The following is a 26,193-nucleotide window of genomic DNA, read 5'->3' as shown; positions in this document are numbered from 1 at the left end:
TGAGCGCTGGCCCGTGTCACGCTCCTGCTGGCGTACCCAGCGGCGCAGCGTCTCCGGCGTGCAGCCGATCTTGGCCGCGATCGACGTGATCGCCGCCCACTGCGACTCGTACTGGCTCCCGGCTTCGCTGACCATGCGCACGGCGCGCTCGATGACTTCGGGGGAATACTTGGGTTGCTTTTTCATAGCTCCATTCTCTCAAACAATGGAGCCTCTACAAAACCCGGGGCGATTCACCACCCGGCAATTTGCTCTGGCGCCCACTGTAATTGAAGTTTGGTGGCCACGATTTCTGCCAGCAAAGGATTGTCCACCAGCTTACATGTCTTGGGACGTTGGGCGCGCGTCCAGGCAGCATCGTCGGCACAGTTTGCTCGATAGCTCGTCTGACCGCCATTCCGGCGGATCTCGCGGCTAACTGTAGAAGGTGCTCGTCCGAGAAGTTGGGCGATTCGCCGGATCGGATGACCAGCAGCTAACGAGCGCGATATCTCTTCCCGCTCTGCCAGCGACAAGGCCAACCTTGATCGCTGCCTTTGCGCAGGGCGAATGCCGCCAGACTCGGCAAGAATTCGCTGTATCGATGAGTGATTTCGATCGAACAGCGCGGCAATTTGATGCAGCGATTCGCCCTTCTTCCAACGCTCCCACATGAGCGCCTTCTGGGTCTCTGTATAGTAGATTCTAGGTCTCTGCTTCATCCGCAACACTCCTTCTGCTCATGCAGAGTTTAGTGTGTTGCATTGACCAGTTGAATCCAAGGCCGGTAGCAGACGTTCAGATTGGCCCAGTGTACGGTGTTGCCGTCAGGACAAGCAAGGGGTTTTGTTAGGGGTACTGACTCGACTGGGTACCCCGACCAGGGTTCGAGTGTTATAAAACCAACTACAAATAGCGTCAGCTCGGCTTTGCTCGATTTGCTCAACAAAGCCGTGGCGATTCATAACGACATGCCGGCCAGTCCTAGAGGAAAGTAAGCGCGATTGCAGGTGGTCGCTAATTCATAATGCCCGGCGCCACGGCTTTGCAATACGATGTGCTTCGCCTCACTCTTCACGGATAGTAAGTTTAGACAACCTTTCCCGCCTCTCCGATAAGTGTATCCGTCTTATCGGAAAGTTCGCACCACGAAATTCGACGCTTGAGAGGAGCAGTTCTTCATAGGGAAACGAGGGAGCACTCTAAAGGTGAGTGCTGAAGAACGGAAGAGTCCGATAAAGGCCTACGGAACCTAAGATTTTGCATGTTCATCGGCGACGGCTCGAGTTTCACCAGCCTCGGCTCGATCGACGTCATCGGCCACGAGATGGGCCACGGCGTGACGGCGGCCACCTCGAACCTGGTGTATTCGGGCGAGTCGGGCGGCCTGAACGAATCGAGTTCGGACATCGGCGGGGAAATCGTCGAAGCCTATGCGCGCGCCGGCGGCAGCGGCGACAAGATTCCCGCCAGCGGCAACGACTGGATGCTGGGCACCGAGATCGCCCGCGACGGCCAGCCGCTGCGCTGGATGTACCGTCCCAGCAAGGACGGCAGCAGTCCGGACGCCTGGAGCACTTCGCTGCGGCGCCTGGACGTGCATTACAGCAGCGGCCCGAACAACCGGATGTTCTACTTTCTGGCGCAGGGTTCGAAGGCCGACGCGGCGGGCGACTACTACAGCAAATACCTGGTGAAGTCGCCGCAAGCCATGACCGGCATCGGCCTCGACGCCGCTTTCCGCATCTGGTTCAAGGCCAATACGACCAAGTTCACCTCGAGCACCAACTACGCCGAAGCGCGCGCCAAGATGATCGAGGCCGCGCAGGAACTGTACGGCGCCGCCAGCCGCGAGGCAGTGGCCGTGCAGCGGGCGTATGCGGCGATCAATGTGGGGGCGGATGTCGACGAGCCGACGCCAGCCGAGCCGCCGCCGGCCGGGCCGGCGCTGGCAGCGACGGATCGCTGAATCGCGTACATATTTCGCAAGGGATATAGGGTGGGCGGCTTCATCGTTGCAGTCGGCAACCAGCCAGCGTGAACGCCGCCCACGCGTTCAACGCACGCATGCGCACCGCGACCATGTGCAGACCGCTCCTCAATCCCCCAGCAACGGATACGGATTGACCGGCGTGCCTTTCCACCACTGCTTCTCCGGCGTCAGCGCGACCACGGCGAAGTGCAGGTGTGGCGCGTTCGGGTCGGAATTGCCGGTCACGCCGACATAGCCGAGCAGGTCGCCGCGCTTGAGTTGCATGCCTTCCTTGATGCCGTCGGCGTAGCGATCGAGGTGGGCGTAATAGTAGGCGTGCTGTTCGCTCGGGTCGAACTGGTACAGGGTCAGGCCGCCGGGTTTGCTGTCGAACAGTTTGACGACCTTGCCGTCGGCCGCCGCCCGCACCGGCGTGCCTTTCGGCGCCATGATGTCGAGCGCTTCATGGTGGCGTTCCTGGCCGCGCGGCTGGTCGAAGGTGTCGGTCAGCTGGGCGTAGGCCACGCCTTCGACCGGCACCAGCAGCTTGGCCGGCATGCTGCCGCCGGCGGTCAGTTCCGGTGCGGCCGGGGTGGCCGTGGTCGATTGCGGGGCAGGGCGGATCGGCAGGCTGGCCTCGTGCAGGTCGGTTTGCACCAGGCGCTCGCCTGCCACGTTTGCGCCTGCCGGCACATCGCGCGGCGGCGCCGGCAACGCCCCGCCGTCGGTAATGATCGGATTGGGCGCGTCGGCAATCTCGCGCAGGTAGACGAACAAGCCGCCGGCGCCAACCACGACGCCGAACAGAAACGTCAGCAGCCATCTCATACTCACACCTCCCGGAAAAGTAAAGTTACTCCTGCAACACGACTTGCGTGCCGGCGGCCACGACAGCCGCCACTTCGGCAGCGCTCCAGTTCGTCAAACGGATGCAGCCATGCGATTCGGTCTTGCCGATGAACTTCGGCACCGGCGTGCCGTGGATGCCGTAGTGCGGCTTGGACAGGTCGATCCAGGCCACGCCGACCGGGTTGTTCGGGCCGGCGGCAATGGTCGCCTTCTTGTCGCCCGGTTGCGCATCCCAGAACAGTTTCGGGTTGTAGTGGTAGGTCGGGTTCGGGTGCACGCCTTCGATCTTCCAGGTGCCCAGCGGCAGCGGATCGTGCTGGCTGCCGGTCGAGGCCGGATATTGGGCGATCAGGCGCTCGGACGCGTCGAACAGCATCAGCACCTTGCGGCTGTCGCTGACGACGACTTTCGATGCCTGCGGCAGGGCCGGGCCGCCGTGCACGCTCGGCACGACGATCTGTTCGCCGGCGCGCGCGAAATTCTTGCCCGGGTTCAGGCGCGCGAGCAGGTCGGGGCTGGCGTGGAATTTCTCGCCCAGGCCTTCGAGCGGGCTGGTGTAGCCGAGCTTGGGCAGCTTGGCCTTGTCCATCATGTCTTCCGGAATCGGCTGGAAGGGACCGGCCACGTCTTCGTCGGTCAGCACGTAGTTGGTCAGGGTCGGCGTCGTGTCCCCGTTGAGCGCGTTCCAGGTGGCGTCGTCGAGCTTGCCGGTGGCTTCCAGGCTGCGCGACTTCTGGAACGAGTTCAAGGCCTGGCGCATGTTCGAGCCATAGGCGCCGTCGATCTCGCCCGGCGAGAAATGCAGGCGGTCGAGCAGCACCTGGGCGCGCAGCAGGCGTTCGAATTCGGCGCGTTCCTGTGCGGCGGCCTCGGGAGTGAGCACCTGGCCCGGCTGCGCGATCATGCCCGCTTGTGGCGCCGGCTGTACTGCCGGTTGCGGCGCCGCCTGCTGGACAGCCTGGGCCGCGGCGGCAAATGGAATGGCGCCGGTCACGAGGGCGAGGAGGAGGGGAGCGACGATTTTTTTCATATGGCACCTGCAATACTTACGATAGGAAACCCCAGCGTAGGCCCGCAGCACTGAGCGGTCTGTGCGCGAACGAACCCAGCCCTCGGCGCATCCTTAGGCCACCCTTAGGCGTGAAGATCGCGGCTAGAATCGCAGGATGACGACTTCCCATATCATCACGCTGCTGCCTCTCGGCAGTACATTCCAGGCCGACCCGGCGGCTGTCACCGTGCTGGCGGCGGCGGAAGCGGCCGGCATCGATTTGCCCAGTTCCTGCCGCAACGGCACCTGCCGCACCTGCCTGTGCCGGCTCGCGTCCGGCACCGTGCGCTACCTGGTCGAGTGGCCGGGCTTGTCGATCGAGGAAAAGCGCGAAGATTACCTGTTGCCCTGCGTCGCCGTGCCGACTTCCGATCTCGTCGTCACCGCGCCGCTGGCGAAGCGGCGGGCTTGATCGCGGGTTTCTCTCCAGTGTGCGCCAGTGCGCGTTCGATTGCCGCCATCACCAGCGGCCACGAAGGCGAGGTCGCCGCCACTTCGTCGTAGTGGCTGGCGCCGGGCAGGATCACCACGTCGGCGCCATCACCCGCCGCGCGCGCCCGCGCCGCGTAATCGTGGGCCACGCGCGGCGGAGAAATCGTGTCGAGCTCGCCCGTCACCAGGATCGTGTGGCTGCTGTTGGGCAGCAGTTCGGCAGCATTCGTATCGGCGTAGACGTCCGGCCGCGTGGCGCTTGGCAAGCCGGCGAGTTCCGGCGTGTCGCGCCCGCAACTCTCCTTGATCAGCGCGCGTTCGCGGCGCAGGTCGGCGAGGCCGCCCAGGCTGACGACGGCGCGCACCGGCAACATGCTGGTGCGATGTAGCGGGCTGGACGCGGGAATGCGCGCGCGCCCGGCAATCCATTGCACCAGCTGGCCGCCGGCCGAATGGCCGACCGCCACCACGCGCGCCAGGTCGAGCCGGTGCGCGCTCGCCTGCGCGGCCAGGGTGTCGAGCGCCGCGTGCATGTCTTCGTACATGCCCGGATAGCCGCCGCCGGCTTCGTCGACCCGGCGGTATTCGACGTTCCAGACCGCGATCCCGCGCGCCGCCAGCGCGCCCGCCATGTTGCGCAGCTGGACGATGCCGCCGAATTTCTCGGTCCAGCAACCGCCGTGCACCAGCACCGCGACCGGGAAGGGGCCGGCGCCCTGCGGCAGGAACAGTTCGGCATACTGGGATGGCGCGGCGCCGTAGGCAACGCGTGCGCTGGGGGCAGGGCCGTTCAAGGCCATGTAGTCGGCAAGTTTCATGGGAGCAGCCGACACGAGGGCCGGAAAAAGGGTAGAGAGCAGCAGCAGGCGAAGTTTCATGTGCCGGAGAGAAGGGGAGAAAACATGCACTATACGCATCTTTTCGCGCTGCGCACGATTGAAAACCGACTCCGTTCTTCCATGCTAGGCTGCGCAAAACGTTAATGTTTTCAACTGCCACAGGAGAATGATTATGAGCGAATCGCCTAGCAATAACGCCCCAAGCAAGCCGGAAGACCACAAGTCGGAAGACGACCTGGCCAAGCAGCGCGCCGGCGCCGAAGACAAGAGCAGCCACGACCACATGTCGCGCGAGCGCGCCAGCACCGGCGAAGGTGCCGGCGGTGGCGCCAAGCAAAAGCAGAATCACTGATGGATGCAGGCGCGGCCTCCGGGCCGCGCCGTGACATGACCTGATACGAAAGGACGCAGATGACTACCATCGATCCGCACGGCGGCGAACGCGCGAACACGCTGCGTGCCCATTCGACGCCCGACCCCGAGCAGCCGCCACCGACGATTCCGGTGCCCGACGACGTGCCCGATCCGGTACATGCGCCGGTCGAGGAACCGTTGATTCCCGATCCGCCGATCCGCGCGAGTTAGCAGCCGCAAACAGAAGCGCCACCCGAGGGTGGCGCTTTCATTTACTGCGCGATTAAGCCTGCTCCGGCCGGCTCACTCCTTTGGAGGCTGGTCGCTGCCGTTGGTGCCCTTGAGCGGCGGAATTTCCTTGATCATCTCTTCGGTTTCCTTTTCTGCAGGCGTTTTTTCGCCGCTGCCGATGTCGTCCTCGTGCAGGATGGCGCCGCCCTTGGCCGCTGGATCGGTTGGTTGTCGCGATTGATTCATGGTGCTTCCTCCGTGTGCGATGTTGGAACAATCCTAACAGTCGCCGCATCCCAACGGCGCGCAATACGACAGTGTGGCGGTCTTGCTGAATCACACATAAAGTTACAAATATGTTCGGTGCCGAACGTTCCGTTTGTGTGAGTTTTTTTATAATATTCATTCACGGATTTCGACTGAACACGACGGAGAAACAGATGGGCAACTCGCTGCATAACAAGATTTACCTGGGCCGGAGCACCGGCTTCGCATCGCGCCGCTTCCAGGGCGTACTCGCTGTCGGCGCCATCATCGGCGCCGGCCTGGTCTGGATTGCCCTGCGCACGCTGCGCTGAGCCTCTGCTCCCAAGGCTTGGTTGGTTGCCGTGGCGCGCTGTCGCGGTTACCATGGCGGCCCAGCAGACTGAATGAGCCGCAATGAAGAACGAAAAACTGACCACCGACGAATACAATGCCCTCGAGTTCATCCGCCGTGGCGCGCGCACCGACCGGGTCAACGCCTGCGTCGGCCGCAACGCCAAGCGCCTGGCCGGCCTGAAGATGATCGCCTATGCGCGCGACGGCCGTGTCGACCTGACGGAAAAAGGGCAGCAGGTACTGTTCCTGCGCGCCTGCGTCGAAGCGTTGACGAGCCTGTCAGGAGACCCGGCGGCAACGGTGGCCGGCGACGTGGCGCAGTTCCTGGTCCGCAAATCGCACATCGCGCCGCGCGAGGATGGCGGTTTCGACGTCACGCCGCGCGGGTTGGAGTCGCTGGCCGATATTCAGGCGCAGGAACCGAAGAAGTAAATTTTTCGAAGCGCGTCGTTAAATAACCGCCAACGATGAGGTTCGTGTTGGCGGCAGTGCACCATAGAGGTTGTGAAAAAATCGTCAGGGCAAGGGATACGGCCGCCCGGCGCGCCGCCGAAGACAGTACGTGGGTACGGCAAGGCGGCGCAACGCCGCCATGGCGATTTTTTTACAACCTCGTAGGGTGGGCCGGGCCACGAAAGGCATGCCTGCGTGTTACGTGTGCATCTCCCAGCGGTCAGCGTCGCGTATGCGAGAGACGCACGTAAGGGTGGGCATGCCCACCCTGCATCCCATCTCAATTGCGCCGGCGGCGCTGTGGATACACCAGCGTCCGCACCGCAATCTCCGCCGGCACGTTCATCGCCGCAAGAAACTCGGCTGCACGCTGCAGGCCGAGCGTGGGGACCGATGCCACCGCCTGATTGACCAGGTCGCGCGTGCGCAGATCGGTGCGCACCACGCGCGTTTGCGCCGCCTGCTCTGGGCGGCGCGTCTGTAACTCTTCCATCATTGTTCCTGAAAATTGCAATAGAGACACAACTATTGTAGAGCAATGATATGCGAAATGCCATATTCTTGTAGGAATAATCCTTCAAATATGCATGGCATCCGTTTCGGGGGCGCTGATTTCCTCCGCCTTCAGGCCGCGCCCTTCGATCAGTAACTGCTCGAATTCGTGGGCCGGCAGCGGTTTGCTGAAGTAATAGCCCTGCATTTCGTCGCAGCCATGGCGGCGCAGGTAGTCGAGCTGTTCGCCCGTTTCCACGCCCTCGGCGATCACCGCCAATTTGAGGTTGTGCGCCAGCGCGATGATCGAGGTGACGATCGCTTCGTCGTTGGCGTCGCGCGTGATGTCGGCGACAAAGCTGCGGTCGATCTTCAGCACGTCGATCGGGAAGCGCGACAGGTAGGACAGGCTCGAGTAGCCGGTGCCGAAGTCGTCGATCGACAGGTTCACGCCCAGCGCCTTCATGCGGTGCAGCAGTTCCACCGCCGGCGTGATGTCGCTCATGAACAGGCTTTCGGTGAGTTCGATTTCCAGGTATTTCGGCTCCAGCCCGGTATCCGCCAGCACCGCCGCCAGGTTGTCGATCAGGTCGGCGGCGCCGAACTGGCGCGCCGACAGGTTGACGGCCACGCGCAATTTGTCGAAGCCGGCATCCTGCCAGGCCTTGTTCTGGGCGCAAGCGGTGCGCAGCACCCAGGCGCCGATCTGCACGATCATGCCGGTTTCCTCGGCGATACCGATGAAGCGGTTGGGAGGCACCGTGCCCAGTTCCGGATGCTGCCAGCGGATCAAGGCTTCCATGCCGCACACCTTGCCGGTCTTCATGTCGAGCTGGGGCTGGTAGTACAGCACGAATTCGTCGCGCTCGACGGCGTTGCGCAGCGCGCTTTCGATGCGCACGCGCTCGAGCGATTCCTCGTTCATCGCCGGCGTATAGAACTGGAAGTTGTTGCGGCCGAGTTTCTTGGCGCGGTACATGGCGATGTCGGCGTGTTCGATCAGCGTATCCGGGTCGGTGCTCTCGCTCGGATACACAGCCACCCCGATGCTGCAGGTGACGAAGAATTCCTTGGTGCCGAGCATGACCGGCTGCGCCACCGCGTTCATCACGCGCTGCACGATGGCGGGCGTGAGTTGCTGGTCGCCGCGTTCGGAAACGATGACGACGAATTCGTCGCCCGACAGGCGCGCCACCGTGTCGGCGTCGCGCAGCGACGAGCGCAGGCGCGCCGCCACCGTCATCAGCAGCACGTCGCCGGCCTTGTGGCCCATGCTGTCGTTGACGAACTTGAAGCGGTCGAGGTCGATCAGCATGACCCATACCGGATTGTTGCTACGGCTGGTGTAGGCCACGGCCTGGCCCAGGCGGTCCTGTAGCAGCGAACGGTTCGGCAGGCCGGTCAGCGCATCGTGCTGGGCCACGTGGTGCACGCGCTGCTCGGTGAGCTTGCGTTCGGTGATGTCGCTGCCGGTGCCGCGGTAGCCGGTGAACTGGCCGAGCTCGTCGAACACGGGCTGGCCGTTGACCAGGAACCAGCGCGCCTGGCCATTGTCGTCGAGTACCTGGTATTCGAAGTCGGCGAACGGCTGGCAGGCCAGCACCAGTTCGATGTGGGCGCGGCCGGATTCGGTGTCATTCAGGGCCGCCAGGTATTCCCAGCGCCGCTTGCCCAGCACGTGCTCGACCGACACGCCGGCCTTTTCGGTAAAGCCGCCGGTGACCATCGTGAAGCGGAACTGGTTGTCCTGCTCCCAGTACCAGTCCGAGGACATCGACACCAGCTGGCGGAAACGCTGCTCGCTTTGCTGCAAGGCCTTTTCGGTGCGCTCGCGCGCGACCATGTCGTCGACCAGGCGCCGGTTGGTGCGCTTGAGGTCGGCGGTACGCTTGCGTACCAGCTGCTGCACGCGGCGGGCCCTGGCGCCCGAGGCTTGCACCCAGGCCGCCGTCATCAGGCTGAGCAGGATGCCGCCGGCGAGCATCGCCAGCGAAGCCAGGTGGTCGGCCGCGAACGGGCGCGGCTTCATGCCCACTTCCACCAGCCAGGGGCGCCCGGCCACGTCGAGCGTGCGTACCAGATGGGTCGCGTATTCGGGAGCGATCCAGTCCCCCAGCGGTGCAGGCTGCCGCTGGACGCCGCCGGCGCCCGTGGTGAACACCATGTCCGCCGGGTCCGGGCGCGCGCCGGCATACACCGACATCACGATCTGGCCATCGTCGAGCAGGCCGGCCGCGGCCAGCGCCATGCTCACCAGCTCCTCGGCGCGCACCACGACGGCGGTGTCGCCGGCGAGGTGCCCCTTGGCATCGTAGACCGGCAGGATGACCTGGAAGCTCGGGCGCGGATTGGCATCCTGCACCAGGGGGAACAGCGGCGTAGCGGCGGCGCGCCTGTCGGCATGGGCGCGCGACAGCGCCGCGTTGATCTGCGGGCGGGTCGCGGCGTCGAAACCGAAGGCGGCTTCGTTGCCGGCCATCGGTACCAGGTAGTCGACGATGCTGTAGCTGGGGCGGCGCGCGGCCGGCATGCGCTTGCCGTGGCCATCCTCGGTGATGACGGTGCCGGGCAGGACGCGCTGCAGCTCGGCTTCGGCCGCGGCGCGCTCGCTGTCGGGCACGATGCGGTGGTAATTGAAGGCCTTGATGAACGGGTGGCGCAGCAGCAGCGGCGCCGTGAAATCGTGGAACTGGGCGCGCGTGACCGGCGCGCCGAGGGCGAACAGCTGGTTGGTGACGGTGACGACTTCGACCGCGTCATGCAATCCCTGGCCGACGGTGGCGACGCGCTGTTCGGCGCGCTGGTTGAACGACAGCGCCAGGTTCTCGTATTCGAGCTGGCTCACGCCCACGAACAGGGCGCTCGAAGCGGCCAAGCCGGCCGCGAGCGTAAGGGCCGCCGCGCGGGTGAGAGAAAACGGCAGGCGACGCAACATGACTGTTCCCAAAATTATTTGCCGGAAAGCACCAAAGCCATGGAGTGTGTCATAGGTCGGGCGGTTTTCGCAAACAAATCCCTATCGTGGCGCGGTTGGTGCGACAGGTGTCGCCGGGATCAGACAGGATGCCGGATTGGTCGTCGTTCCAGCCAGGCAACCACGGCCCGCGCCACCAACCGGTTCAGGAAGGGAAAGCCGAGGCCGCGCCGGCGCGGGGAGCGCCGCCCGAGGCCTGCGCCCTCGCAGCACCGGGCGAACAGCAGGTGGTTGTTGCCGGCAATGCCGGGAAATTCGCAAACCTGCCCGCGGAAGGCGGTGCCGATGCGTTCCACGATGGCGTCGTGGGCCGGGTCGTAGCCGAGCACGTTCGCCACCAGCACGCCGCCGTCGACCAGCGCGCGCCGGCAATCGCCGTAAAAGGCGGCGCTGCCGAGGGCGGCCGGCATGCCGGCGGCGTCGAAGCCGTCGACCAGGATCACGTCGAAGCGGCCAGGCGCGGTGCGGATGAACCCGACGGCATCGGCGTGCACGACGCGCAGGCGCGCATCGTCGGGCGGCACCCGGAACGCCTCGCGCAGTGCGATTACTTCGGCGCTGATTTCGAGCACCGTGATGCGGGTGCGCGCAAAATGACGGTGGCAGAACTTGACCAGCGAGCCGCCGCCCAGGCCCACCATCAGGATATGGCGCGGACGCGGCACGAACAGGGCGAAGCACATCATCGCGCGCGCATAGTCGAGCACCAGCGCATCCGGGTGCGAGAGCAGCATTTCGCTCTGGATGTCGCCGCCTTCGAATTCGAGCGTGCGCCGGTTGCCCTGGGTGCGTACGCGCGGCAGGGAGCAGGGCGGAGGCTCGATCGGCTGGGGAAGGTCAGGCATGGGCGCCAGTATAGAAGAGAACAGCGGCCGGACGCCGCGCCGCGCAGTGCACGGGCAGCGTCTTGTTTGCAGGCATGAAATTCTGCTAAGCTGACCCTTGCCGCCACCGGAGCAACACATGATTCCCGATCATTCTTTCCCCGTTCAATTCGTCTTCCATTGCCCAGCACGCGTCACCCTGGAGGGGGCATGCTGAACGGCGCCATGTTGACGATGGATTCGGCCACGATGGTGCTGGTGCTCGCGCTGGGCAACCTGGTGCTGTGCAGCGTGCTGTTCTTTTACGATTACGGCAACGTGCGCGCGCCGGCGCTGGCCAGCTGGGGCCTGTCGAAACAGGTGCAGGCGGCAGCCTGGATCCTGCTCGCGCTCGGCGGCGCGCGCGTGGTGCCCGAGCCGCTGGCGCTGCCCGCCGGCTGGGCGCTGCTGATCGCCGGCGTCGCGCTCGAATCGGCGGCCCTGTGGGAGACTGCGCACCGGCGCCGCCTGGTGCGCGCCACCGTGCCGGCCGCGATCGGCGCCGTCGTCGTCTTCCTGGCGGCCTACTGGATCGACCCGCTCGGCCTGCGCACGCTGGCCGCGGCCCTGATCCTCGGCGCCTTTTACCTGTTCGGGGCGGCGGCGCTGGCGCATGGCTGGCGCACGGCCTCGATGCTGCAGCGCGCGCTGGCGCTCGTGTGCGCGGTCCTGGCGCTGGTGGTGGCCGCGCGCGGCATCCTGGTGCTGGTCATGCCCGACGGCTGGCGCTGGCTCTCGCACGACCTGCTGCGCCAGCTGTCGACCATCGCGTTCTATGTGCTGATGCTGGTGACCGGCTTCGGTTGCCTGCTGCTGGGGCGCGAGCGCCTGCAGGGCGACCTGGCGCGCCTGGAAACGCTCGACCTGGTGACCGAGGCGCCGAACCGGCGCGGCTTTTTCAATGCGCTGGCGCCGTGGATGGCGCTGGCACGCCGCCCGGGAGCGCCGACCGCGCTGGTCGTGCTCGACCTCGACAGCTTCAAGCGCGTCAACGACGGCTATGGCCACCCGGTCGGCGACGTCGTGCTGCGCCACGTGGCCGACCTGTGCAAGCGCCAGCTGCGCGACAGCGACTTGCTGGGGCGCCTGGTCGGCGGCGAATTCGCCCTGCTGCTGCCGCGTACCGGCCTGGACGAGGCCATGCTGGTGGCCGAACGCATGCGCGCGGCGATCGCCTCCACCCCGGTGAAGACCGAGCGCGCCATGATCTCGATGACGGCCAGCTTCGGCGTGACCACGATCCGCCCCGACGACAGCAACGTCACCCTGTTCGGCCGCGCCGGCACGGCCATGCGCGCGGCCAAGGCGGACGGGCGCAATGCGATTCGCCAGGCGCCGCGCGACACCATCCCGGAAGCCTGAGCGCCCGGCCGCCCCGTCATCGGGCGGTCACAAACCCGGTGCACACTGCCTTGTCTGTCAACCGGGGCGAACGCATGCCATCTCCACTACCTGCTGCTCCCCTGTTCGCCGCCGTCGAACTCGGGTCCGACAGTTTTCGTCTGCACGTGGCCAGCTGGGAGCGCGGCGCGCTGCTTGTCGCCGCCACCCTGAACGAGCCGATCCGCCTGGGCGCGGGCATCGGCGCCGACGGCTGCCTCGATGCGCCCACGATGAGCCACGCGCTGGCCTGCCTGCGCAAGTTTCGCCTCGCCCTGGCGCAGTGGGAGGTCAGCGCGGTGCGCGTGGTGGCGACCGCCGCGCTGCGCGTGGCCTGCAATGCGCCGGCATTCTTGCCGGCGGCGCATAGCGCGCTCGGGCACCCGGTCGAGGTGCTCGGGGCGGAAGAGGAGGGACGCCTGGTCTACCTCGGCGTGGCCGGCGCGCTGCCGCCAGGACTGGAGCGGCGCCTGGTGCTCGACGTCGGCAGCGGCTCGACCGAGGTCGTGGTCGGGCACGGCGACGAGGTCGAGCTGGTGCAGTCTTTCGGCGTGGGCGCGCTGCGCCAGGGCCTGGCCTTTTTTCGCGACGGGATCTCGCCGGCCGCCTTCGAAGCCGCGCTGGCATCCTCGCGCAGCCGCTTCGCCGACGCCGGCGTGCTGGCCGGCGCCCTCGGCTGGCGCCGCGCCTACGGCGCCTCGGGCACGGTGCGCGCGCTGTTCGAACTGTCCGGCGCCGATGCCGCCAGCGCGCGTGGCGCCAGCGCGGCGGACCTGCGCGCCTTGCGCCACGCACTGGTCGAGGAGGGCGGTTTCATGCAGATCGCCGCCCTGTCGCACCAGCCGGTGCGCGCGGCGCAGATGGCCGGCGGCCTCGCGCTGCTGCTGGCGCTGGTCGAGGAGCTCGGCATCGACGAGCTGGTGCCGGTGCAGGCGGGCCTGCGCGCCGGCGTCATCCGCGATCTTTACGAGCGTGTGCAAAAATCGCCATGGCGGCGTTGCAGCGTCTTGCCGTACTCACGTACTGTCTTCGACGATGCGCCTTGCCCTGACGATTCTTGCACACGCTCGACGGGCGCACGGTAGGAATGCGCCCCTTACGGGAATCCGCCTGATCGACTATATTGTTTACCTTGTTAAGCAGTGGAATCCCCTCAGTGACTAAAACCAGCAAAAAAACGGCGCCCGCCAGGAGTGCGCCGGCGGCCGCGCCGGCGCGCGCAAAAGCAGTCCCCGCACCCTCCAAGGCAACCCGCACCACCCCGACACCCGCCAAAACCACCCGCGCCGCGCCTGTGAAGGCCGCTGTTGCCAAGGCTCCGGCCAAGGCGCCTGCAAAGGCCGTCGCCGGGGCCACGAAAGCGGCCGCCGTCAAGGCTGCGACCAAACCCGCGGCGAAAGCGGCGGTGAAGCCGCCCGTGAAGAGCGCGGCGAAAGCGACCGCTGTCGCTACAAAGGCCGCCACGAAATCAGCGCCGAAGGCCGCGCCGAAAGCGGCCAGGCCGGCCGTGCGCACGGCGGCGAAGACCCCGGCGCTCGGCGTCAGGAATGCGGCCAAGGCACTCGTCAAGGCGGGCAAGGAATCGCCGGCGGCGGGCCGCACCCGCGCCGGCGAAGCGGCAGCGGCCGAAGGCGCGCGCCCGACCCTGGTGCGCGACAGCTTCACCATGCCGGACGGCGAGTATGCGGTGCTGGCGGAGGTGAAGCAGGCTTGCCTGAAGGCTGGCTTCGAGATCAAGAAGAGCGAACTGCTGCGCATCGGCGTGGCGCTGGTCGGCCGCCTCGACATCGCGACGCTGCGCCAGGTGCTCGACAGTTTGCCGCAGTTGAAGACGGGGCGCCCGCCGAGCGCGTAGGGTGGGCTCCGCCCACGCGTGAACGGTGCATCGTGTTGGCAGAACAGGTAGGGTGGGCTCCGCCCACGCGTGAACGGTGCACCGTGTTGGCTGCGCTTTAAGAAAGACACGGCCAACACGATGCAGGCGTCACGCGTGGGCGGAGCCCACCCTACGAACCCCCGCCGGTTAATGCAGCGCGGCCGAAGTGAGCTCCTTCAATTCGCGGATCGGAATATTCGATTTCTCGTGCATGCGCAGCAGGATCGTCGCCCCCACGTTCAGCTTGCGGTGGCGGATCTTGCTGATGATCGGCGGCTGCACTTCCAGCACGCGGCACAGTTCCGCATCATTCTTGAGATGCAGCTTTTCGATCAAGGTGTCGAGCAATTTGTTCGGCACGAAACTCGATGGTTCGAGGGCGCGGGCGCGGTGCATGGCAGCCAGCATTTCCTGTTTTTTTTGGCGTACGTTCATGTACTCCTCCAAAAAGCGTACTTTGGTTGAGGGGACAGGACCGTTCTGGATACGCCCGGGATCTTGATTACTTATGCTGTCGGGTCGTTGTGATATTACTACGCCTGTACGACAGGGGCCGCACTGTTCATCTGTCAATACGTCGGTAACACCATTCAACGTGGTTATTTCCTCGCGGAATTCACCTTAATTCACGCCGGGCGCAAGCCTTCGCGCGTGAGCAGCAAGACCTCGTCGGCCATCTCGGCCGCGGCATGCGAGTGCGTGACCATGATGGTGCCGGCGCCGTTGGCGCGAATTTCCGCGCGCAGCAGGCGCAGGATGCCGCCGGCCGTTTCCGGGTCGAGGTTGCCGGTCGGCTCGTCGGCCAGCAGCAGCGCCGGCTTGTGCACCAGGGCGCGCGCGATCGCCACGCGCTGCAGTTCGCCGCCCGAGAGTTGACGCGGAAAATCGGCGCCGCGCCCGGCCAGGCCGACCGCCGCCAGCATCTCTTCGGCGCGCGCCGCGTTGGCGCCGGAACGATCGCGGTTCAGCAGCAGCGGCAGCGCCACGTTCTGCTGCAGCGTCAGGTGCGGCAGCACATGGAAGGCCTGGAAGATGAAACCCATGCGCGTGCGCCGCAGGCGCGTGGCGGCATCGTCGTCGAGCGCCGCCATCGGCGTGCCGTCGACGATCACTTCGCCGCTGTCGGCGGCGTCGAGCCCCGCAATCAGGTTCAGCAGGGTCGATTTGCCGACCCCGGATTCGCCCATGATGGCGACGAACACGCCGGAGGCGAAGCGGTGCGACAGGCTGGAGAGGACGGCGCGTCCGCCATAATTCTTGGTGAGCTTCGACAGTTCGAGCATCCGATGACCTTGTATTCGATTACCTCGTAAGGGCGCGCCGCAGCGCGAAGCTGATCGCATCGACCAGGGCGACCAGCAGCAGCATCGCCAGCACCACGGTGGCGGCGCTTTGCATCTGAAACAGCGACAGGTGGTATTTCAGCATCTGGCCCAGGCCGCCGGCGCCGACCACGCCCAGCACGGCCGCGGCGCGGATATTGTTCTCCCAGCGATACAGGGTGTACGAGAGCATCTGCGGCAGCGTTTGCGGCAGCGTCGCATAGAAAAAGGCGGACAGCGCCGGCGCGCCGTTGGTGCGCAGCGCCGCTTCCGGTGCCGGTTCGGCGTTTTCCAGCGCGTCGGCGAACAGGCGCCCCAGCACGCCGGCGGTATGCGCCGCCAGCGCCAGCGTGCCGGCGAAGGGACCGAGGCCGGCGGCCACCAGCAGCAAGGCCGCCCACACCAGTTCCGGGATCGAACGCAAGACGTTGAGCAGCATGCGCACGGCGGCGCGCGCCGCCATGCCCCAACGGCCCGCCGCCGGCAGCGCCAGCACCAGGCCGGCGATCACCGCCAGCAGGGTGCCGAGGGCCGACATCGACAGCGTCTCGAGGGCGGCGTTCAGGGTCTTGAGCAGGAAGGGCGTGGCGGTTTCCGGCGGCGCGAAGCCTTCCAGGAATTCGAGCGTGGTGCCGACCGCCTCGGGCGTGAAAAAGGCGGCCAGGTCGAGGCGCAGCGTGGCGAAGCTGGCCACCACCAGCGCCACCAGTGCAAGCACCAGCAGCGGCGTGCTCCAGGAACGCGGCGGCGGGGGAGGCAAGGTCGGTTTGTTCATCCGAGCCTCCTGCGCAGCAGCGTCGACACCAGGTCGGCCGCCGCCACCAGCAGCACGAACATCAGGAGCATGGTGGCCACTTCGCCGCCGGCCATCATCCTGGTCGATTCGTCCATGCGCTGGCCCAGGCCGCCGGCGCCGACGAAGCCCATGATGGCCGAGCCGCGGATGGCGCACTCCCAGCGGTAGATGGTGTACGAGACCAGTTCGGCGGCGGCGTCGGGCAGGGCGCCGTACAGCAGGGCCGGCAGGCGCCCGGCGCCGTTGGCGAGCAGCGAATCGGTTGCGTGGAAATCGCTCGACTCGAGGATCTCGGCATACACCTTGGCCAGCATGCCGCAATAGGTGAGGGCGATGGCCAGCACGCCGGCCGTCGGGCCCAGTCCGACCACGCGCACGAACAGCAGCGCCCACACCAGTTCCGGCACGCTGCGCAGCAGCACCAGCACCCAGCGCACGCCCTGGCGCAGCAGCGCCGCCGGCCAGCGCACGCGGCCGGTGCCCAGGCGCGAGATCGACAGCCGCTCGCTGACCAGCAGCGTGGCGGGAATCGCACCGAGCAGGGCCAGCGCCAGGCCGGCGGTGGCGATGGCGACCGTGATCCAGGTCTCGCGCAGCACCATCGCCAAAAATTCGAGCGAGTGCGCCGGACGCAGGAAGTCGGACAGGAAGCCGCCGGCCGCGGCCAGGCTTTGCAGGTCGAACAGCAGCCAGGGCTTGAATTCGCTGTAGACCAGGGCCGGCCATAGCAAGGCAAGGGCGACGGCGCAGGCCAGCAGGCGGCCGCGCCAGGCCGGGTCCGGATGCAGAGCGACCGCCATGGTCAGAAACAGGCGCCGACCGCGATGCGCGCCGGCGATTCGTGGAGTTCGTGCGGATGGGGCGCGATGGTCTCGTTTTCGTAGAGCGCGGCGATCATCTCGTCGGTCACGCGCTCGCGCGGCAGGTCGAAGACGATGCGGCCGCGCGCCAAGCCGACGATGCGGCTGAAGTGCGCGCGCGCCATCTCGACCTGGTGCAGGCTGCACACCAGGGTGGCGTTGCGCGTGGCCGCTTCCTGCTGCAGCGTGGCCAGCGTGATGCGCGCCAGCGCCGGGTCGAGCGCGGAGATCGGTTCGTCGACCAGGAAGGCTTCGGCCTGCGAGAGCAGCAGGCGCGCCAGGCTGCAGCGCTGGCGCTCGCCACCCGAAAGGCGGTCGACACGCGCATACAGCTTGTCGCCGAGGCCGAAGCGGGTGAGCGCCTCGAACGCGGCGTCCGGATCGACCGGTTTGAACAGCGAACGCAGGGCACGGCCCAGGCTCCAGTGCGGCAAGCGTGCCGCCAGCACGGCGGTGACGACGCGCTGGCGCGGCGGCAGCGGCGGCGTCTGCGGCGCCAGGAACAGGCGCGACCGCAAGGCATGCCGCGTTTTTTGCGGCAGCGCCCATGGATCGAGCCCGAATACAGACAAACCGCCGCCGGCCGGCCGGTGCGCGCAGGCCAGCGTCGACAGCAAGGTGGTCTTGCCGGCGCCCGAGGGGCCGATCAGCGCCAGCTGCTCGCCTTGCTGCACGACCAGGTCGAGTTCGTGCAGTGCCGCGGCCTTGCTGCCGGTCAGGTGGCGTACCGTCAGTTTGTCGAGCTTGAAACTCATGGCCGTATTCAGAGTCTGATCATGGCAGTCTTATTTCAGCAGGCCGGCATTGCGCGCCGCCGCTTCGATCGCCTTGTAGTTCTCGACCTTGGTCGGCACGAATTTCGTCGCGCGCTGCAGGTCGAGGATTTCCTTGCCCTGCGGGGTCGATGCGTCGAGCGCCAGGAAGGCATCGCGGATCTTCTTTTGCAGGGCCGGCGCCATGCTGCTGTGCACGGACCAGTTGTAGTCGTAGTAGCCCGGCGTGGTGTAGAACACGCGCACGGTTTTCGGGTCGACCTTGTTGGACTCGACCAGCTTTTCCCAGACCGAGATGTTCAGGGCGCCGGCATCGACCTTGCCGCCGGCAACGGCCGCGACGGTGGCGTCATGCGCGCCCGAGAAGGCGATACGCTTCAGGTCGGTGTCGGGGTTGATCTTCGCGCCCAGCAGGAACGAGCGCGGCATCAGGTGGCCCGAGGTCGACGATTCCGAACCGAAGGAAAGCGTCTTGCCCTTCAGGTCGCCGAGATTGTTGATGCCCGGTTGCGTCGTGATGAACACCGAGCGGAACTTTTCGTCCTCGGCGCGCTGTACCAGCGGCACAACTTGCCCCTTGCTGCGCACGTTGGCTTGCACGAAGGTGAAGCCGCCGAACCAGACCATGTCGAGCTTGTGGTTGATCAAGCCTTCGACCGAGGCGGCGTAGTCGGTCACCGGGGTGAACTCGACCTTCAGGCCGGTCGCCTTGGCGAGGTAGTCGCCCAGCGGCTTGAACTTGCGCTGCAGTTCGGTCGGCGCTTCGTCGGGAATGGCCGACACGCGCAGCACGCCCGGGGTATTCTGGGCGCCGGCGCCGCCGGCGGCGAACAACAGGGTGGCGGTAACGGACGCGGCGAGCAGCGACTTCAAGGCGGAGATTGGGGACATGGGGACTTTCTTATTGTAGGTGAATGGAAACGACGGCGAGCACGCTTGAGCAGCACGCGGGCGCGGAAGAATTCCGGGATCCGCTATGATAGCAAAAACAGCAACATCTTCCCTAGCAGGCGCGCATCCGGCGCTCCGGCGGCACGAATGATAAACCTTATGCTGACGACATGCACGACAGAGCGGCCTGCGACAGCCGGGATTGCAGCGGCCGCTGATGCCAACGCAAATGAGCACCTGAACGAGCACGCCGGTGCGCACCTGACCGCGGAGCTGGCCGATGGCCTGGGCGCACGCCAGGCCACGATCTCGCCGAAATTCCTCTACGACGCGCTCGGCTCGAAACTGTTCGAGGCGATCTGCGAGTTGCCCGAGTATTACCCGACCCGCACCGAAGCCGGCATCTTCGAGCGCCATGGCCATGAAATCGCCCGCGCCTGCGGTGTGCACGGCACGTTGATCGACCTGGGCGCGGGCAATTGCGCCAAGGCGGCATCGCTGTTTCCACTGCTGCGCCCGGCGCAGTATGTCGCGGTCGACATCTCGACCGAGTTCGTGAGCGAAGCGCTGGCGCGCCTGCGGCTGCGCTTTCCGCACATCGACATGCGCGCCCTCGGCCTCGATTTTTCCAGCGGACTGGCGCTGCCGGACGACGTGCGCGCCGAGCGGCGCCTGTTCTTCTATCCTGGCTCGTCGCTCGGCAATTTCTCGCCCGCGGAAGCGCGCGCTTTTCTCACGCGCCTGCGCAAGAGCTGCGGCGCCGATGGCGCCTTGCTGATCGGTATCGACCTGGCCAAGGACAAGGCCATCCTCGACGCCGCCTACGACGACGCGCTCGGCGTCACCGCCGCCTTCAACCTGAACGTGCTGCGCCACGTGAACCGCCTGCTCGGCAGCGATTTCGACATCCGCCAATGGCGCCACGCCGGCTTTTATCACGAAGCAGCGGGCAGGGTCGAAATGCACCTGGAAGCGAAGAGCGCACAGCGTGTGCGCTGGCCGGGTGGCGGCCGCGATTTCGCCGCCGGCGAACGCATTCATACCGAGAACAGCTACAAGTACCACCAGGCCGACGCCATCGGCCTGCTCGAGCAATCCGGGTTCGAGGCCACCCGCGTGTGGACCGATGCGGACTGCCCGTTCGCCGTCATCCACGCGCAGGCGATGGCCTGAGTCGACCATGTTGTGCGATCAATTCCAGGCGGTGCGCGGACGTTCGCTGCAACTGGCCGCGCCGCTGTCGAACGAGGATTGCTGCGCCCAGTCGATGCCCGATGCCAGTCCGATCAAATGGCACCTGGCGCACACTACCTGGTTTTTCGAAACGTTCATCCTGGAAGCGCACGAACCCGGTTTCAAGCCCTTCCATCCGGCCTTCCGGGTGCTGTTCAACTCGTATTACAACGGGGTCGGCGCGAAACACCCGCGCGCGCAGCGCGGCCTGCTGACCCGGCCCTCGTTGGAAGAGGTGCGCGCCTGGCGCCGCGACGTCGATGCGCGCATGGCGAAGTTGCTGGAGACCTGCGACGATCCGGCGCTGCTGGAATTGGTCGCGCTGGGCCTGCAGCACGAGCAGCAGCACCAGGAGTTGATGCTGACCGACGTCAAGCACCTGCTGGCGCAGAATCCGATCGCCCCGTGCTACGACGGCGAGGGGATGGCGCCGGACGCACCGCCGCTGCCGCTGGAATTCCTCGACTTCGACGGCGGCCTGGTCGAGATCGGCCACGATGGCCGCGGCTTCGCTTTCGATAACGAGTTGCCGCGCCACCGCAGCTATGTCGCGCCGTTCGCGCTGGCGTCGCGCCTGGTGACGAATGGCGAATACCTGGCCTTTATCGAGGCCGGCGGCTACCGCGATCCGGCCCTGTGGCTGGCCGAAGGCTGGGATAAGGTGCACGCCGGCGAATTCGGCGCGCCCTTGTACTGGCGCCGCCAGGATGACGGCGCCTGGCATGAATTCACCCTGCACGGCGAGTTGCCGCTCGATCCGGCGCGTCCGGTCACGCACCTGTCGCTGTACGAAGCCGATGCCTATGCGCGCTGGACCGGCGCGCGCCTGCCGACCGAGGCCGAATGGGAGTTTGCCGCGCGCCTGGCGGGCATCGAGGCGGGGCGGCTGCATCCGGCCTCGGCGGCCAACGAAGCTGGCCTGGCCCAGATGTTCGGCGCTTGCTGGCAATGGACCAGCAGCAGTTATGCGCCGTATCCCGGCTATGCGCCGGCGCCGGGCGCGGTCGGCGAATACAACGGCAAGTTCATGGTCAACCAGTACGTGCTGCGTGGCTCGTCCTGCGCCACGCCGGCTGGCCATGCGCGCGCGAGTTACCGCAATTTCTTCCCCGCCTACGCTCGCTGGCAATTTACTGGCATCAGGCTGGCGCGATGAAGGGCATCAGTCGATGAAAGGCTCGAGCTTATTACGCTTGCGCCGCCTACGGGTGCGCCGCATGCGCGTGCGCATCCTCAACCGGCGCGCCAACGCCTACATCCTGACGCATCCGCTCTCCTTTACGCTGAGCGTGTTGAAGGGTTTCCGCGCCAACCAGGGCTTGCTGCTGGCCGGCGCCGTCGCCTATTACGCGCTGCTCTCGATCGTGCCTTTCCTGATGCTGGTGGTGGTGGGACTCTCGCATTTCATCGACCAGGCCGAATTGCTGGAAACGCTGCGGCGCTACCTGGAATTGCTGGTGCCGGGACAGTCGCCCTCGATCGTGGCCGAGGTCGCCAACTTCCTCGACAACCGCGACCTGATCACCTGGGTACTGGGCGTGACCATGCTGTTCTTCAGCTCGTTTGCCTTTACCGTACTGGAGAACGCGATGAGCGTGATCTTCATCCACCGCGTTGCGGTGCGGCGCCGCCATTTCCTGGTGTCGGCGGTGCTGCCGTACTGCTACATGCTGGCGCTGGGCGCAGGCGTGCTGCTGGTGACGCTGGTGGCCGGCACGCTGCAGGTGATGGGCAAGGAAAGCGTACACCTGTTCGGCGCTGACTGGTCGCTGGGCGGGGTATCCGGGGCGCTGCTCTACCTGATGGGCCTGGGCGGCGAAATCCTGGTGCTGACCTCGATCTACCTGGTGATGCCGGTCGGGCGTCTGTCGCTCTCGCATGCGCTGGTGGGCGGCGTGACGGCGGCGCTGCTGTGGGAAATCGCGCGCCATGTGCTGGTCTGGTATTTCTCCACGCTGTCGCAGGTGAATGTCGTCTACGGCTCGATGACGACGGCGATCGTCGTCATGTTCAGCCTCGAGATCGGCGCCACGCTGTTGCTGTTCGGGGCCCAGGTGATTGCCGAATACGAACGCGTCGGCCGCGGCAGGCAGGATGCACATCCGCCGCTGACGACCGCGGCTTGAGGAGTCTTCCCGCCAGGCTTCCATTTTGTTCTACGTCAATTTCGCAACGGCAAGCCAATGGCACAGTACGTTCTTGCGCCGGCATAACGCTGGGCAAACAACGAGAGCGGGAGCTGTCATGGAAAGTGGCGTTATCCTGGGTTTGCAATTGCCGGTCATGCTGGCATTTTTCGCGTTGCTGGCAGGGCTGGTCCTGCTGGCACGCCAGCTGCACAAACTGCGCCAGCCGGCCGTCGTCCGGCACGGCGCCCATCCTCCTGCGGCCCAGTACAGGGCGCCTTCCCACCCCGATTAGAACGTGTGAAAAAACCTTCCATGGCTGCATTGCATTCGTCTCGCCGTACTATCGTACTGTCTTCGACGATGCGCCTTGCCCTGGAGGTTTTTCACGCGTTTTAAAGGCTCAGAGCACGACGCTGCGGTTGCGCCCTGCGGACTTTGCCGCGTACAGGGCGCGGTCGGCGCGTTCGATCGCCTGGTCGATCGGCTCGCCTTCTTCATAGCGGGCGAAACCGGCCGAAAAGCGCACGCGCACCTCAGGCATCGACTGACTGGCCGGCATGTCGGCCAGGCTGTCGCGCAGGCGCGCCACGGCCAGTGTCGGTTCGCCCGGCGGCGATTCGGGTAGCAGCAGCAGGAATTCCTCGCCGCCCCAGCGTCCGATCATGTCGGTGGTGCGCAGCACGACCTGCGCCTGTGCGGCGAAAGCGCGCAGCACGGCGTCGCCGGCGGCATGGCCGTAGGTGTCGTTGATGGTTTTGAAGTGGTCGAGGTCGATGATGCAGACATAGAAACGCGGACCGCCACGCGCATACCGTGTCGCGTGTTCCTGCAACAAGGTCATCATGCGGCGCCGGTTCGGCAGGCCCGTCAGTTCGTCGCGCGCAGCCATTTCCTTGATGTGGGCGAGCGCCTGCTCGAGCGCGATCTTTTGCGTTTTCAGGCGCGTGCGCATGACCGATAGCCGGCTCGACAGCGAGGAGATGGCCAGCATCACGATCGCGGTCAGGACGAAATTGAAGATCTCCTGGCGCGCCGGGTAATGCGAGGGATCGTTGGCGGCGCACGCGTACATCACGACGCCCATCAGCGTGACGGTATACATGCAGGCATGGCGCACGGAGGCGGGACGCAGGCGGAACATGCCGAACACCATCACCAGCGCCAGCATGATCACGGTGGCGCCGTGCACGGGGCCGGTCAAGGCATAGGCCGCCGCGATCAGCGATTGCGCCATGATGGTCTGCGGCATGGACAGGGTAGGATCGTCGAAGTGCCGGTTCAGGCCGCTGCGGATAACGCCATAAAAACCGGCAATGAACGTGAAGAACAGCACGGTCAAGGCGCCCACCTGGCGCCCGTCGGCCACGCCGATGCTGGCCGCGTAGACCAGCAGCAGGACCACGGTGGTGGTGACCAAAGCCGCCAGGCCCAGCAGCGCCAGGGTGCGCCGTTGCAGGCTATCGTCGCCGAGGAGGGTATTGGCCAGGCGTGCGGTCCAGCGCAGTGGCCGGTCGGAGTCGAGCGCCGCCGTAGCGGCCAGTTGCGTGGGCATTGTCTCTGGATGTGTTGTTAGCTTGGTGGCCAGTCTGGCGCCGGCTCAGCAGATTATACAACCGACAATTCTTGAAAAAACAAGGGCCGGCTTTGCGGGTACAAAATAAAAATGTTGACACGGCAACTTATTTAGTTGCCGTGGTGATATTTTAATGCGCGGGATCGTACCGGTTCGCTCAAGCAGCAACAACGACGCGCGGCGTGCCGGCGCTCATGCGGCCGATGACTTTTGCCTCGCCAAAGCCCTCGCGTGCGAACAGCGCCAGCACGGCATCGGCCACCGCGGCGTCGCACGAGACCAGGAGGCCCCCCGAGGTTTGCGGGTCGGTCAGCAGGGCTTGCTGGGCCGAGGTGATGGCGTCGGCCAGCGCGACGTCCTTGCCGTAGGCATCCCAGTTGCGTCCCGAAGCGCCGGTGAAATAGCCGTCCTGGGCCAGTTGCAGCACGCCGGGCAGCAGCGGGATGTCGGCCATGTCGAGTTCGGCCGTCAGCCCGGCGCCGCGCGCCAGTTCCAGCAGGTGGCCGAGCAGGCCGAAGCCGGTGACGTCGGTCAGCGCATGCACGCCGTCCATTGCCGCCAGCGCCTGGCCCGGCTTGTTGAGTTTGGTCGTGTTGGCGATCATCGCCGCGTAACCGTCGGCGTCCAGCAGGTCTTTTTTCAGCGCGGCCGAGAGCACGCCCACGCCCAGCGGTTTGCCGAGGATGAGGACGTCGCCGGCACGGGCGTCGGCATTGCGCTTTACGCGATCCGGATGCACCAGGCCCAGCACCACCAGGCCATAGATCGGCTCGACCGAATCGATCGTGTGGCCGCCGGCGATCGGGATGCCGGCTTCGGAGCACATCGACTCGCCGCCGCGGATGATTTCGCCGATGGTTTCGAGCGGCAGCTTGTTGATCGGCATGCCGACCAGCGCCAGCGCCATGATCGGCGTGCCGCCCATCGCATACACGTCGGAGATGGCGTTGGTCGCGGCGATGCGGCCGAAGTCGAACGGATCGTCGACGATCGGCATGAAGAAGTCGGTGGTGGCGATCAGGGCCTGCTCGTCGTTGAGCTTGTAGACGGCGGCGTCGTCGGCGGTCTCGATGCCGACCATCAGCTGGGGCGGCACCGGGAAACCGCTCGACTTCTTCAGGATTTCGGCGAGCACGCCGGGTGCGATCTTGCAGCCGCAGCCGCCGCCGTGCGAGAAGGAAGTCAGTTTGATGGTCTGCGCGGGCGCGTTCATGTTCGTATCCAATCCATATTGAGTGTTCAGGCTGCCCGGCTCGGCGGGCGCAGCAGATTATCCACCAAGTCGGCCAGCGCTGCTTGTTCGGTGGCGGGGGCGAAGCGCGGCGCGCGCGCGGCGCACTGGCGGCGCAGCAGGGCGTCGAAGGCGGCGTCCTGCGCGCAGCGCTCGACCAGCCGCGCCAGCGCGGCGGCATCGCCCGGCGCGAAGAAGCCGGCATAGTCGTCTCCCAGCATGCCGACGTTGCCCTCGATGTGCGACGCCAGCACCGGCACGCCGCTGGTCACCGCTTCGATGATCACGTTGGCGCCGCCTTCCATATGCGAGGCGATGACCATCGCGCGGCAGCGTTTCAGGCGCTGGCGCGTCTCCGCATGGGGCAGCGGGCCGAGCCAGCGGTAGCGCGGCGTGGCCGCTTCGGTGGCGCGCGCGGCTTCTAGCAGCACCGGGTCGAGCGCACCGCCGATGTGAAGCAGGCGTACGCGCGCATCCTGCACCAGCGCCGCCGCGCGCATGAAAGTCAGCGGGTCCTTCTCAAGCCGCAGGTGGCCGATCATGCAAACGTCGACGTGGCGCGCGGCGGGTGCGGGTTTTACAGGGCGCAGCGCCGGCGAGGACTGGTAGATCACGTGGGTTTTCGCGCGCAGGTGCGGCGCCAGGCGCGCCGGCCCGGCGTCCTGCAGCACGACCAGGGCATCGGCCGCGTCGAGCGCGGCGCGGGCCTCCTGCGAGGTGTCGATGTCGCGGTACAGGTCGGTGCCGGTCAGGACCAGCATGATGGGGCGCCCAGGATGTGCACTGCGAAAGGCGGCGACTGCAACAGCCGAACGGCGCGCGTGCAGGGCGATCAGCAGGTCGGGCGCCGGATCACCTTCCATCCAGCCGAGGCCGACGTCGACACGGTGCCGCCCGCGCAGGAAGCGCGCCCAGCGGCTGGCGGTCTGCCAATTGCCGTTGTTGTCGCGCGCCGCGGCGGGGCTGACGATGAGGATGCGCTTGCGGGCCATCGGGAAAAATCAGGAAGCTGGACGGGAGCGCGATTATACGTCGGGTGG

General features: G+C 66.2%; 29 protein-coding genes and 2 pseudogenes. 13 read left to right on the top strand and 18 right to left on the bottom strand.

What is annotated here, in order from left to right; genetic code table 11:
- Positions 1 to 186, bottom strand: a 186-nt coding sequence (locus AC56LG_RS21990) for a transposase (RefSeq protein ID WP_497168154.1), incomplete at its 3' end; no start/stop codon positions are given.
- A 50-nt stretch (positions 187 to 236) separates the two neighbouring features.
- A pseudogene (locus tag AC56LG_RS21985) lies at positions 237 to 701 on the bottom strand (transposase); the annotation flags it as partial.
- A 539-nt stretch (positions 702 to 1,240) separates the two neighbouring features.
- Here AC56LG_RS21985 and AC56LG_RS21980 point away from each other — a divergent pair.
- Positions 1,241 to 1,948, top strand: a pseudogene (locus AC56LG_RS21980) (M4 family metallopeptidase); the annotation flags it as partial.
- Between the two features lie 129 nt (positions 1,949 to 2,077).
- Here the strand turns inward: AC56LG_RS21980 and AC56LG_RS21975 are convergent.
- Entirely contained in the window at positions 2,078 to 2,779 is a 702-nt protein-coding gene (locus AC56LG_RS21975) for a M23 family metallopeptidase (RefSeq protein ID WP_497168153.1), read from the bottom strand.
- 25 nt (positions 2,780 to 2,804) lie between these two features.
- A complete protein-coding gene (locus AC56LG_RS21970) occupies positions 2,805 to 3,830 on the bottom strand; it encodes a L,D-transpeptidase family protein (protein WP_497168152.1) in 1,026 nt (341 codons plus the stop codon).
- Between the two features lie 136 nt (positions 3,831 to 3,966).
- Between AC56LG_RS21970 and AC56LG_RS21965 the strand changes: the two genes are divergently transcribed.
- Entirely contained in the window at positions 3,967 to 4,263 is a 297-nt protein-coding gene (locus AC56LG_RS21965; protein WP_497168151.1) for a 2Fe-2S iron-sulfur cluster-binding protein, read from the top strand.
- On the opposite strand, the gene AC56LG_RS21960 is transcribed toward AC56LG_RS21965, so the two are convergent.
- Positions 4,232 to 5,101 carry an alpha/beta hydrolase family protein gene (locus AC56LG_RS21960; protein WP_497168150.1) on the bottom strand — a complete coding sequence of 290 codons (870 nt, stop codon included), beginning with the start codon at positions 5,099 to 5,101 and terminating at the stop codon, positions 4,232 to 4,234. The two genes, AC56LG_RS21965 and AC56LG_RS21960, sit on opposite strands and share 32 nt — an antisense overlap.
- 193 nt (positions 5,102 to 5,294) lie before the next feature.
- On the opposite strand from AC56LG_RS21960, the gene AC56LG_RS21955 reads away from it, so the two are divergent.
- Both AC56LG_RS21955 and AC56LG_RS21950 read left to right on the top strand, forming a co-directional pair.
- On the top strand, positions 5,295 to 5,474 hold the full coding sequence (locus tag AC56LG_RS21955; protein ID WP_497168149.1) for a hypothetical protein: 180 nt from the start codon (positions 5,295 to 5,297) through the stop codon (positions 5,472 to 5,474).
- Positions 5,475 to 5,533: 59 nt separating this feature from the next.
- Positions 5,534 to 5,707 (top strand): hypothetical protein, encoded by a 174-nt coding sequence (locus AC56LG_RS21950; protein WP_497168148.1) that lies wholly within the window; start codon positions 5,534 to 5,536, stop codon positions 5,705 to 5,707.
- A gap of 72 nt (positions 5,708 to 5,779) precedes the next feature.
- Here AC56LG_RS21950 and AC56LG_RS21945 read toward each other — a convergent pair whose 3' ends face one another.
- On the bottom strand, positions 5,780 to 5,953 hold the full coding sequence (locus AC56LG_RS21945) for a hypothetical protein (RefSeq protein ID WP_497168147.1): 174 nt from the start codon (positions 5,951 to 5,953) through the stop codon (positions 5,780 to 5,782).
- 194 nt (positions 5,954 to 6,147) lie between these two features.
- Here AC56LG_RS21945 and AC56LG_RS21940 point away from each other — a divergent pair, with 194 nt between their 5' ends.
- Together AC56LG_RS21940 and AC56LG_RS21935 are read left to right on the top strand one after the other, a co-directional pair.
- Positions 6,148 to 6,285 (top strand): hypothetical protein, encoded by a 138-nt coding sequence (locus AC56LG_RS21940; protein ID WP_192054851.1) that lies wholly within the window; start codon positions 6,148 to 6,150, stop codon positions 6,283 to 6,285.
- An 82-nt stretch (positions 6,286 to 6,367) separates the two neighbouring features.
- Positions 6,368 to 6,739, top strand: a complete 372-nt coding sequence (locus AC56LG_RS21935; RefSeq protein WP_192054853.1) for a hypothetical protein — start codon at positions 6,368 to 6,370, stop codon at positions 6,737 to 6,739.
- A 301-nt stretch (positions 6,740 to 7,040) separates the two neighbouring features.
- On the opposite strand, the gene AC56LG_RS21930 is transcribed toward AC56LG_RS21935, so the two are convergent.
- From AC56LG_RS21930 to AC56LG_RS21920, 3 genes are all read right to left on the bottom strand, one after another.
- A complete protein-coding gene (locus AC56LG_RS21930; RefSeq protein WP_497168146.1) occupies positions 7,041 to 7,256 on the bottom strand; it encodes a hypothetical protein in 216 nt (71 codons plus the stop codon).
- 81 nt (positions 7,257 to 7,337) lie between these two features.
- Positions 7,338 to 10,187 carry a bifunctional diguanylate cyclase/phosphodiesterase gene (locus AC56LG_RS21925; RefSeq protein ID WP_497168145.1) on the bottom strand — a complete coding sequence of 950 codons (2,850 nt, stop codon included), beginning with the start codon at positions 10,185 to 10,187 and terminating at the stop codon, positions 7,338 to 7,340.
- A gap of 119 nt (positions 10,188 to 10,306) precedes the next feature.
- A complete protein-coding gene (locus tag AC56LG_RS21920; RefSeq protein ID WP_497168144.1) occupies positions 10,307 to 11,071 on the bottom strand; it encodes a fused MFS/spermidine synthase in 765 nt (254 codons plus the stop codon).
- A 189-nt stretch (positions 11,072 to 11,260) separates the two neighbouring features.
- On the opposite strand from AC56LG_RS21920, the gene AC56LG_RS21915 reads away from it, so the two are divergent.
- From AC56LG_RS21915 to AC56LG_RS21905, 3 genes are all read left to right on the top strand, one after another.
- On the top strand, positions 11,261 to 12,451 hold the full coding sequence (locus AC56LG_RS21915; protein ID WP_497168143.1) for a GGDEF domain-containing protein: 1,191 nt from the start codon (positions 11,261 to 11,263) through the stop codon (positions 12,449 to 12,451).
- Between the two features lie 74 nt (positions 12,452 to 12,525).
- A complete protein-coding gene (locus tag AC56LG_RS21910; protein WP_497168142.1) occupies positions 12,526 to 13,554 on the top strand; it encodes a Ppx/GppA phosphatase family protein in 1,029 nt (342 codons plus the stop codon).
- Between the two features lie 71 nt (positions 13,555 to 13,625).
- The gene (locus AC56LG_RS21905; protein WP_497168141.1) at positions 13,626 to 14,324 is read left to right on the top strand and encodes a hypothetical protein; all 699 of its coding nucleotides are present in this window, start codon (positions 13,626 to 13,628) and stop codon (positions 14,322 to 14,324) included.
- A gap of 168 nt (positions 14,325 to 14,492) precedes the next feature.
- On the opposite strand, the gene AC56LG_RS21900 is transcribed toward AC56LG_RS21905, so the two are convergent.
- The 6 genes from AC56LG_RS21900 to AC56LG_RS21875 all read right to left on the bottom strand — a co-directional run bounded on the left by AC56LG_RS21900 (position 14,493) and on the right by AC56LG_RS21875 (position 18,987).
- Positions 14,493 to 14,780, bottom strand: coding sequence for a hypothetical protein (locus AC56LG_RS21900; protein ID WP_192054864.1), 288 nt, complete (start codon positions 14,778 to 14,780; stop codon positions 14,493 to 14,495).
- Between the two features lie 191 nt (positions 14,781 to 14,971).
- Positions 14,972 to 15,628 carry an ABC transporter ATP-binding protein gene (locus tag AC56LG_RS21895; protein WP_497168140.1) on the bottom strand — a complete coding sequence of 219 codons (657 nt, stop codon included), beginning with the start codon at positions 15,626 to 15,628 and terminating at the stop codon, positions 14,972 to 14,974.
- Between the two features lie 19 nt (positions 15,629 to 15,647).
- Positions 15,648 to 16,442 (bottom strand): phosphonate ABC transporter, permease protein PhnE, encoded by a 795-nt coding sequence (phnE, locus tag AC56LG_RS21890; protein ID WP_497168139.1) that lies wholly within the window; start codon positions 16,440 to 16,442, stop codon positions 15,648 to 15,650.
- Complete coding sequence (locus tag AC56LG_RS21885; RefSeq protein ID WP_497168138.1) at positions 16,439 to 17,263, bottom strand: PhnE/PtxC family ABC transporter permease; 825 nt, start codon at positions 17,261 to 17,263, stop codon at positions 16,439 to 16,441. Before AC56LG_RS21885 ends, phnE begins: the two co-directional genes overlap by 4 nt.
- Positions 17,264 to 17,265: 2 nt before the next feature.
- Positions 17,266 to 18,078 carry a phosphonate ABC transporter ATP-binding protein gene (locus AC56LG_RS21880; protein WP_497168137.1) on the bottom strand — a complete coding sequence of 271 codons (813 nt, stop codon included), beginning with the start codon at positions 18,076 to 18,078 and terminating at the stop codon, positions 17,266 to 17,268.
- Between the two features lie 30 nt (positions 18,079 to 18,108).
- Positions 18,109 to 18,987 (bottom strand): putative selenate ABC transporter substrate-binding protein, encoded by an 879-nt coding sequence (locus AC56LG_RS21875; RefSeq protein WP_497168136.1) that lies wholly within the window; start codon positions 18,985 to 18,987, stop codon positions 18,109 to 18,111.
- Between the two features lie 159 nt (positions 18,988 to 19,146).
- On the opposite strand from AC56LG_RS21875, the gene egtD reads away from it, so the two are divergent.
- The 4 genes from egtD to AC56LG_RS21855 all read left to right on the top strand — a co-directional run bounded on the left by egtD (position 19,147) and on the right by AC56LG_RS21855 (position 22,641).
- Positions 19,147 to 20,160 (top strand): L-histidine N(alpha)-methyltransferase, encoded by a 1,014-nt coding sequence (gene egtD / locus AC56LG_RS21870; RefSeq protein ID WP_497168135.1) that lies wholly within the window; start codon positions 19,147 to 19,149, stop codon positions 20,158 to 20,160.
- A 7-nt stretch (positions 20,161 to 20,167) separates the two neighbouring features.
- Positions 20,168 to 21,376 carry an ergothioneine biosynthesis protein EgtB gene (egtB, locus tag AC56LG_RS21865; protein WP_497168134.1) on the top strand — a complete coding sequence of 403 codons (1,209 nt, stop codon included), beginning with the start codon at positions 20,168 to 20,170 and terminating at the stop codon, positions 21,374 to 21,376.
- 61 nt (positions 21,377 to 21,437) lie between these two features.
- Positions 21,438 to 22,346 (top strand): YihY/virulence factor BrkB family protein, encoded by a 909-nt coding sequence (locus AC56LG_RS21860; RefSeq protein ID WP_497168159.1) that lies wholly within the window; start codon positions 21,438 to 21,440, stop codon positions 22,344 to 22,346.
- A 118-nt stretch (positions 22,347 to 22,464) separates the two neighbouring features.
- Complete coding sequence (locus tag AC56LG_RS21855) at positions 22,465 to 22,641, top strand: hypothetical protein (RefSeq protein WP_497168133.1); 177 nt, start codon at positions 22,465 to 22,467, stop codon at positions 22,639 to 22,641.
- Between the two features lie 108 nt (positions 22,642 to 22,749).
- Here AC56LG_RS21855 and AC56LG_RS21850 read toward each other — a convergent pair whose 3' ends face one another.
- From AC56LG_RS21850 to senB, 3 genes are all read right to left on the bottom strand, one after another.
- On the bottom strand, positions 22,750 to 23,901 hold the full coding sequence (locus tag AC56LG_RS21850) for a GGDEF domain-containing protein (protein WP_497168132.1): 1,152 nt from the start codon (positions 23,899 to 23,901) through the stop codon (positions 22,750 to 22,752).
- 178 nt (positions 23,902 to 24,079) lie between these two features.
- Positions 24,080 to 25,135: a selenide, water dikinase SelD gene (selD, locus tag AC56LG_RS21845; protein WP_497168131.1), complete on the bottom strand. Its 1,056-nt coding sequence runs from the start codon at positions 25,133 to 25,135 to the stop codon at positions 24,080 to 24,082.
- Positions 25,136 to 25,161: 26 nt separating this feature from the next.
- Complete coding sequence (senB, locus tag AC56LG_RS21840; RefSeq protein WP_497168130.1) at positions 25,162 to 26,145, bottom strand: selenoneine biosynthesis selenosugar synthase SenB; 984 nt, start codon at positions 26,143 to 26,145, stop codon at positions 25,162 to 25,164.
- Between the last annotated feature and the right edge of the window lie 48 nt (positions 26,146 to 26,193).

Source organism: Telluria sp. ZB2R32, assembly GCF_059685715.1.
The sequence above is the reverse complement of the archived record's forward strand: the minus strand, read 5'-3'. Positions and strand labels throughout refer to the sequence as shown.

Bases quoted from the DNA above. Each gene is read 5' to 3' on its own strand.
- AC56LG_RS21975 (WP_497168153.1), bottom strand. From the start codon at position 2,779: ATGAGATGGCTGCTGACGTTTCTGTTCGGCGTCGTGGTTGGCGCCGGC.
- senB (WP_497168130.1), bottom strand. From the start codon at position 26,145: ATGGCCCGCAAGCGCATCCTCATCGTCAGCCCCGCCGCGGCGCGCGAC.
- selD (WP_497168131.1), bottom strand. From the start codon at position 25,135: ATGAACGCGCCCGCGCAGACCATCAAACTGACTTCCTTCTCGCACGGC.
- AC56LG_RS21935 (WP_192054853.1), top strand. From the start codon at position 6,368: ATGAAGAACGAAAAACTGACCACCGACGAATACAATGCCCTCGAGTTC.
- AC56LG_RS21885 (WP_497168138.1), bottom strand. From the start codon at position 17,263: ATGGCGGTCGCTCTGCATCCGGACCCGGCCTGGCGCGGCCGCCTGCTG.
- AC56LG_RS21925 (WP_497168145.1), bottom strand. From the start codon at position 10,187: ATGTTGCGTCGCCTGCCGTTTTCTCTCACCCGCGCGGCGGCCCTTACG.
- AC56LG_RS21950 (WP_497168148.1), top strand. From the start codon at position 5,534: ATGACTACCATCGATCCGCACGGCGGCGAACGCGCGAACACGCTGCGT.
- AC56LG_RS21965 (WP_497168151.1), top strand. From the start codon at position 3,967: ATGACGACTTCCCATATCATCACGCTGCTGCCTCTCGGCAGTACATTC.
- AC56LG_RS21880 (WP_497168137.1), bottom strand. From the start codon at position 18,078: ATGAGTTTCAAGCTCGACAAACTGACGGTACGCCACCTGACCGGCAGC.
- AC56LG_RS21860 (WP_497168159.1), top strand. From the start codon at position 21,438: ATGCGCGTGCGCATCCTCAACCGGCGCGCCAACGCCTACATCCTGACG.
- AC56LG_RS21930 (WP_497168146.1), bottom strand. From the start codon at position 7,256: ATGATGGAAGAGTTACAGACGCGCCGCCCAGAGCAGGCGGCGCAAACG.
- AC56LG_RS21940 (WP_192054851.1), top strand. From the start codon at position 6,148: ATGGGCAACTCGCTGCATAACAAGATTTACCTGGGCCGGAGCACCGGC.
- AC56LG_RS21850 (WP_497168132.1), bottom strand. From the start codon at position 23,901: ATGCCCACGCAACTGGCCGCTACGGCGGCGCTCGACTCCGACCGGCCA.
- AC56LG_RS21855 (WP_497168133.1), top strand. From the start codon at position 22,465: ATGGAAAGTGGCGTTATCCTGGGTTTGCAATTGCCGGTCATGCTGGCA.
- egtD (WP_497168135.1), top strand. From the start codon at position 19,147: ATGCTGACGACATGCACGACAGAGCGGCCTGCGACAGCCGGGATTGCA.
- egtB (WP_497168134.1), top strand. From the start codon at position 20,168: ATGTTGTGCGATCAATTCCAGGCGGTGCGCGGACGTTCGCTGCAACTG.
- AC56LG_RS21900 (WP_192054864.1), bottom strand. From the start codon at position 14,780: ATGAACGTACGCCAAAAAAAACAGGAAATGCTGGCTGCCATGCACCGC.
- AC56LG_RS21895 (WP_497168140.1), bottom strand. From the start codon at position 15,628: ATGCTCGAACTGTCGAAGCTCACCAAGAATTATGGCGGACGCGCCGTC.
- AC56LG_RS21915 (WP_497168143.1), top strand. From the start codon at position 11,261: ATGCTGAACGGCGCCATGTTGACGATGGATTCGGCCACGATGGTGCTG.
- AC56LG_RS21955 (WP_497168149.1), top strand. From the start codon at position 5,295: ATGAGCGAATCGCCTAGCAATAACGCCCCAAGCAAGCCGGAAGACCAC.
- AC56LG_RS21875 (WP_497168136.1), bottom strand. From the start codon at position 18,987: ATGTCCCCAATCTCCGCCTTGAAGTCGCTGCTCGCCGCGTCCGTTACC.
- AC56LG_RS21920 (WP_497168144.1), bottom strand. From the start codon at position 11,071: ATGCCTGACCTTCCCCAGCCGATCGAGCCTCCGCCCTGCTCCCTGCCG.
- phnE (WP_497168139.1), bottom strand. From the start codon at position 16,442: ATGAACAAACCGACCTTGCCTCCCCCGCCGCCGCGTTCCTGGAGCACG.
- AC56LG_RS21945 (WP_497168147.1), bottom strand. From the start codon at position 5,953: ATGAATCAATCGCGACAACCAACCGATCCAGCGGCCAAGGGCGGCGCC.
- AC56LG_RS21970 (WP_497168152.1), bottom strand. From the start codon at position 3,830: ATGAAAAAAATCGTCGCTCCCCTCCTCCTCGCCCTCGTGACCGGCGCC.
- AC56LG_RS21960 (WP_497168150.1), bottom strand. From the start codon at position 5,101: ATGAAACTTGCCGACTACATGGCCTTGAACGGCCCTGCCCCCAGCGCA.
- AC56LG_RS21910 (WP_497168142.1), top strand. From the start codon at position 12,526: ATGCCATCTCCACTACCTGCTGCTCCCCTGTTCGCCGCCGTCGAACTC.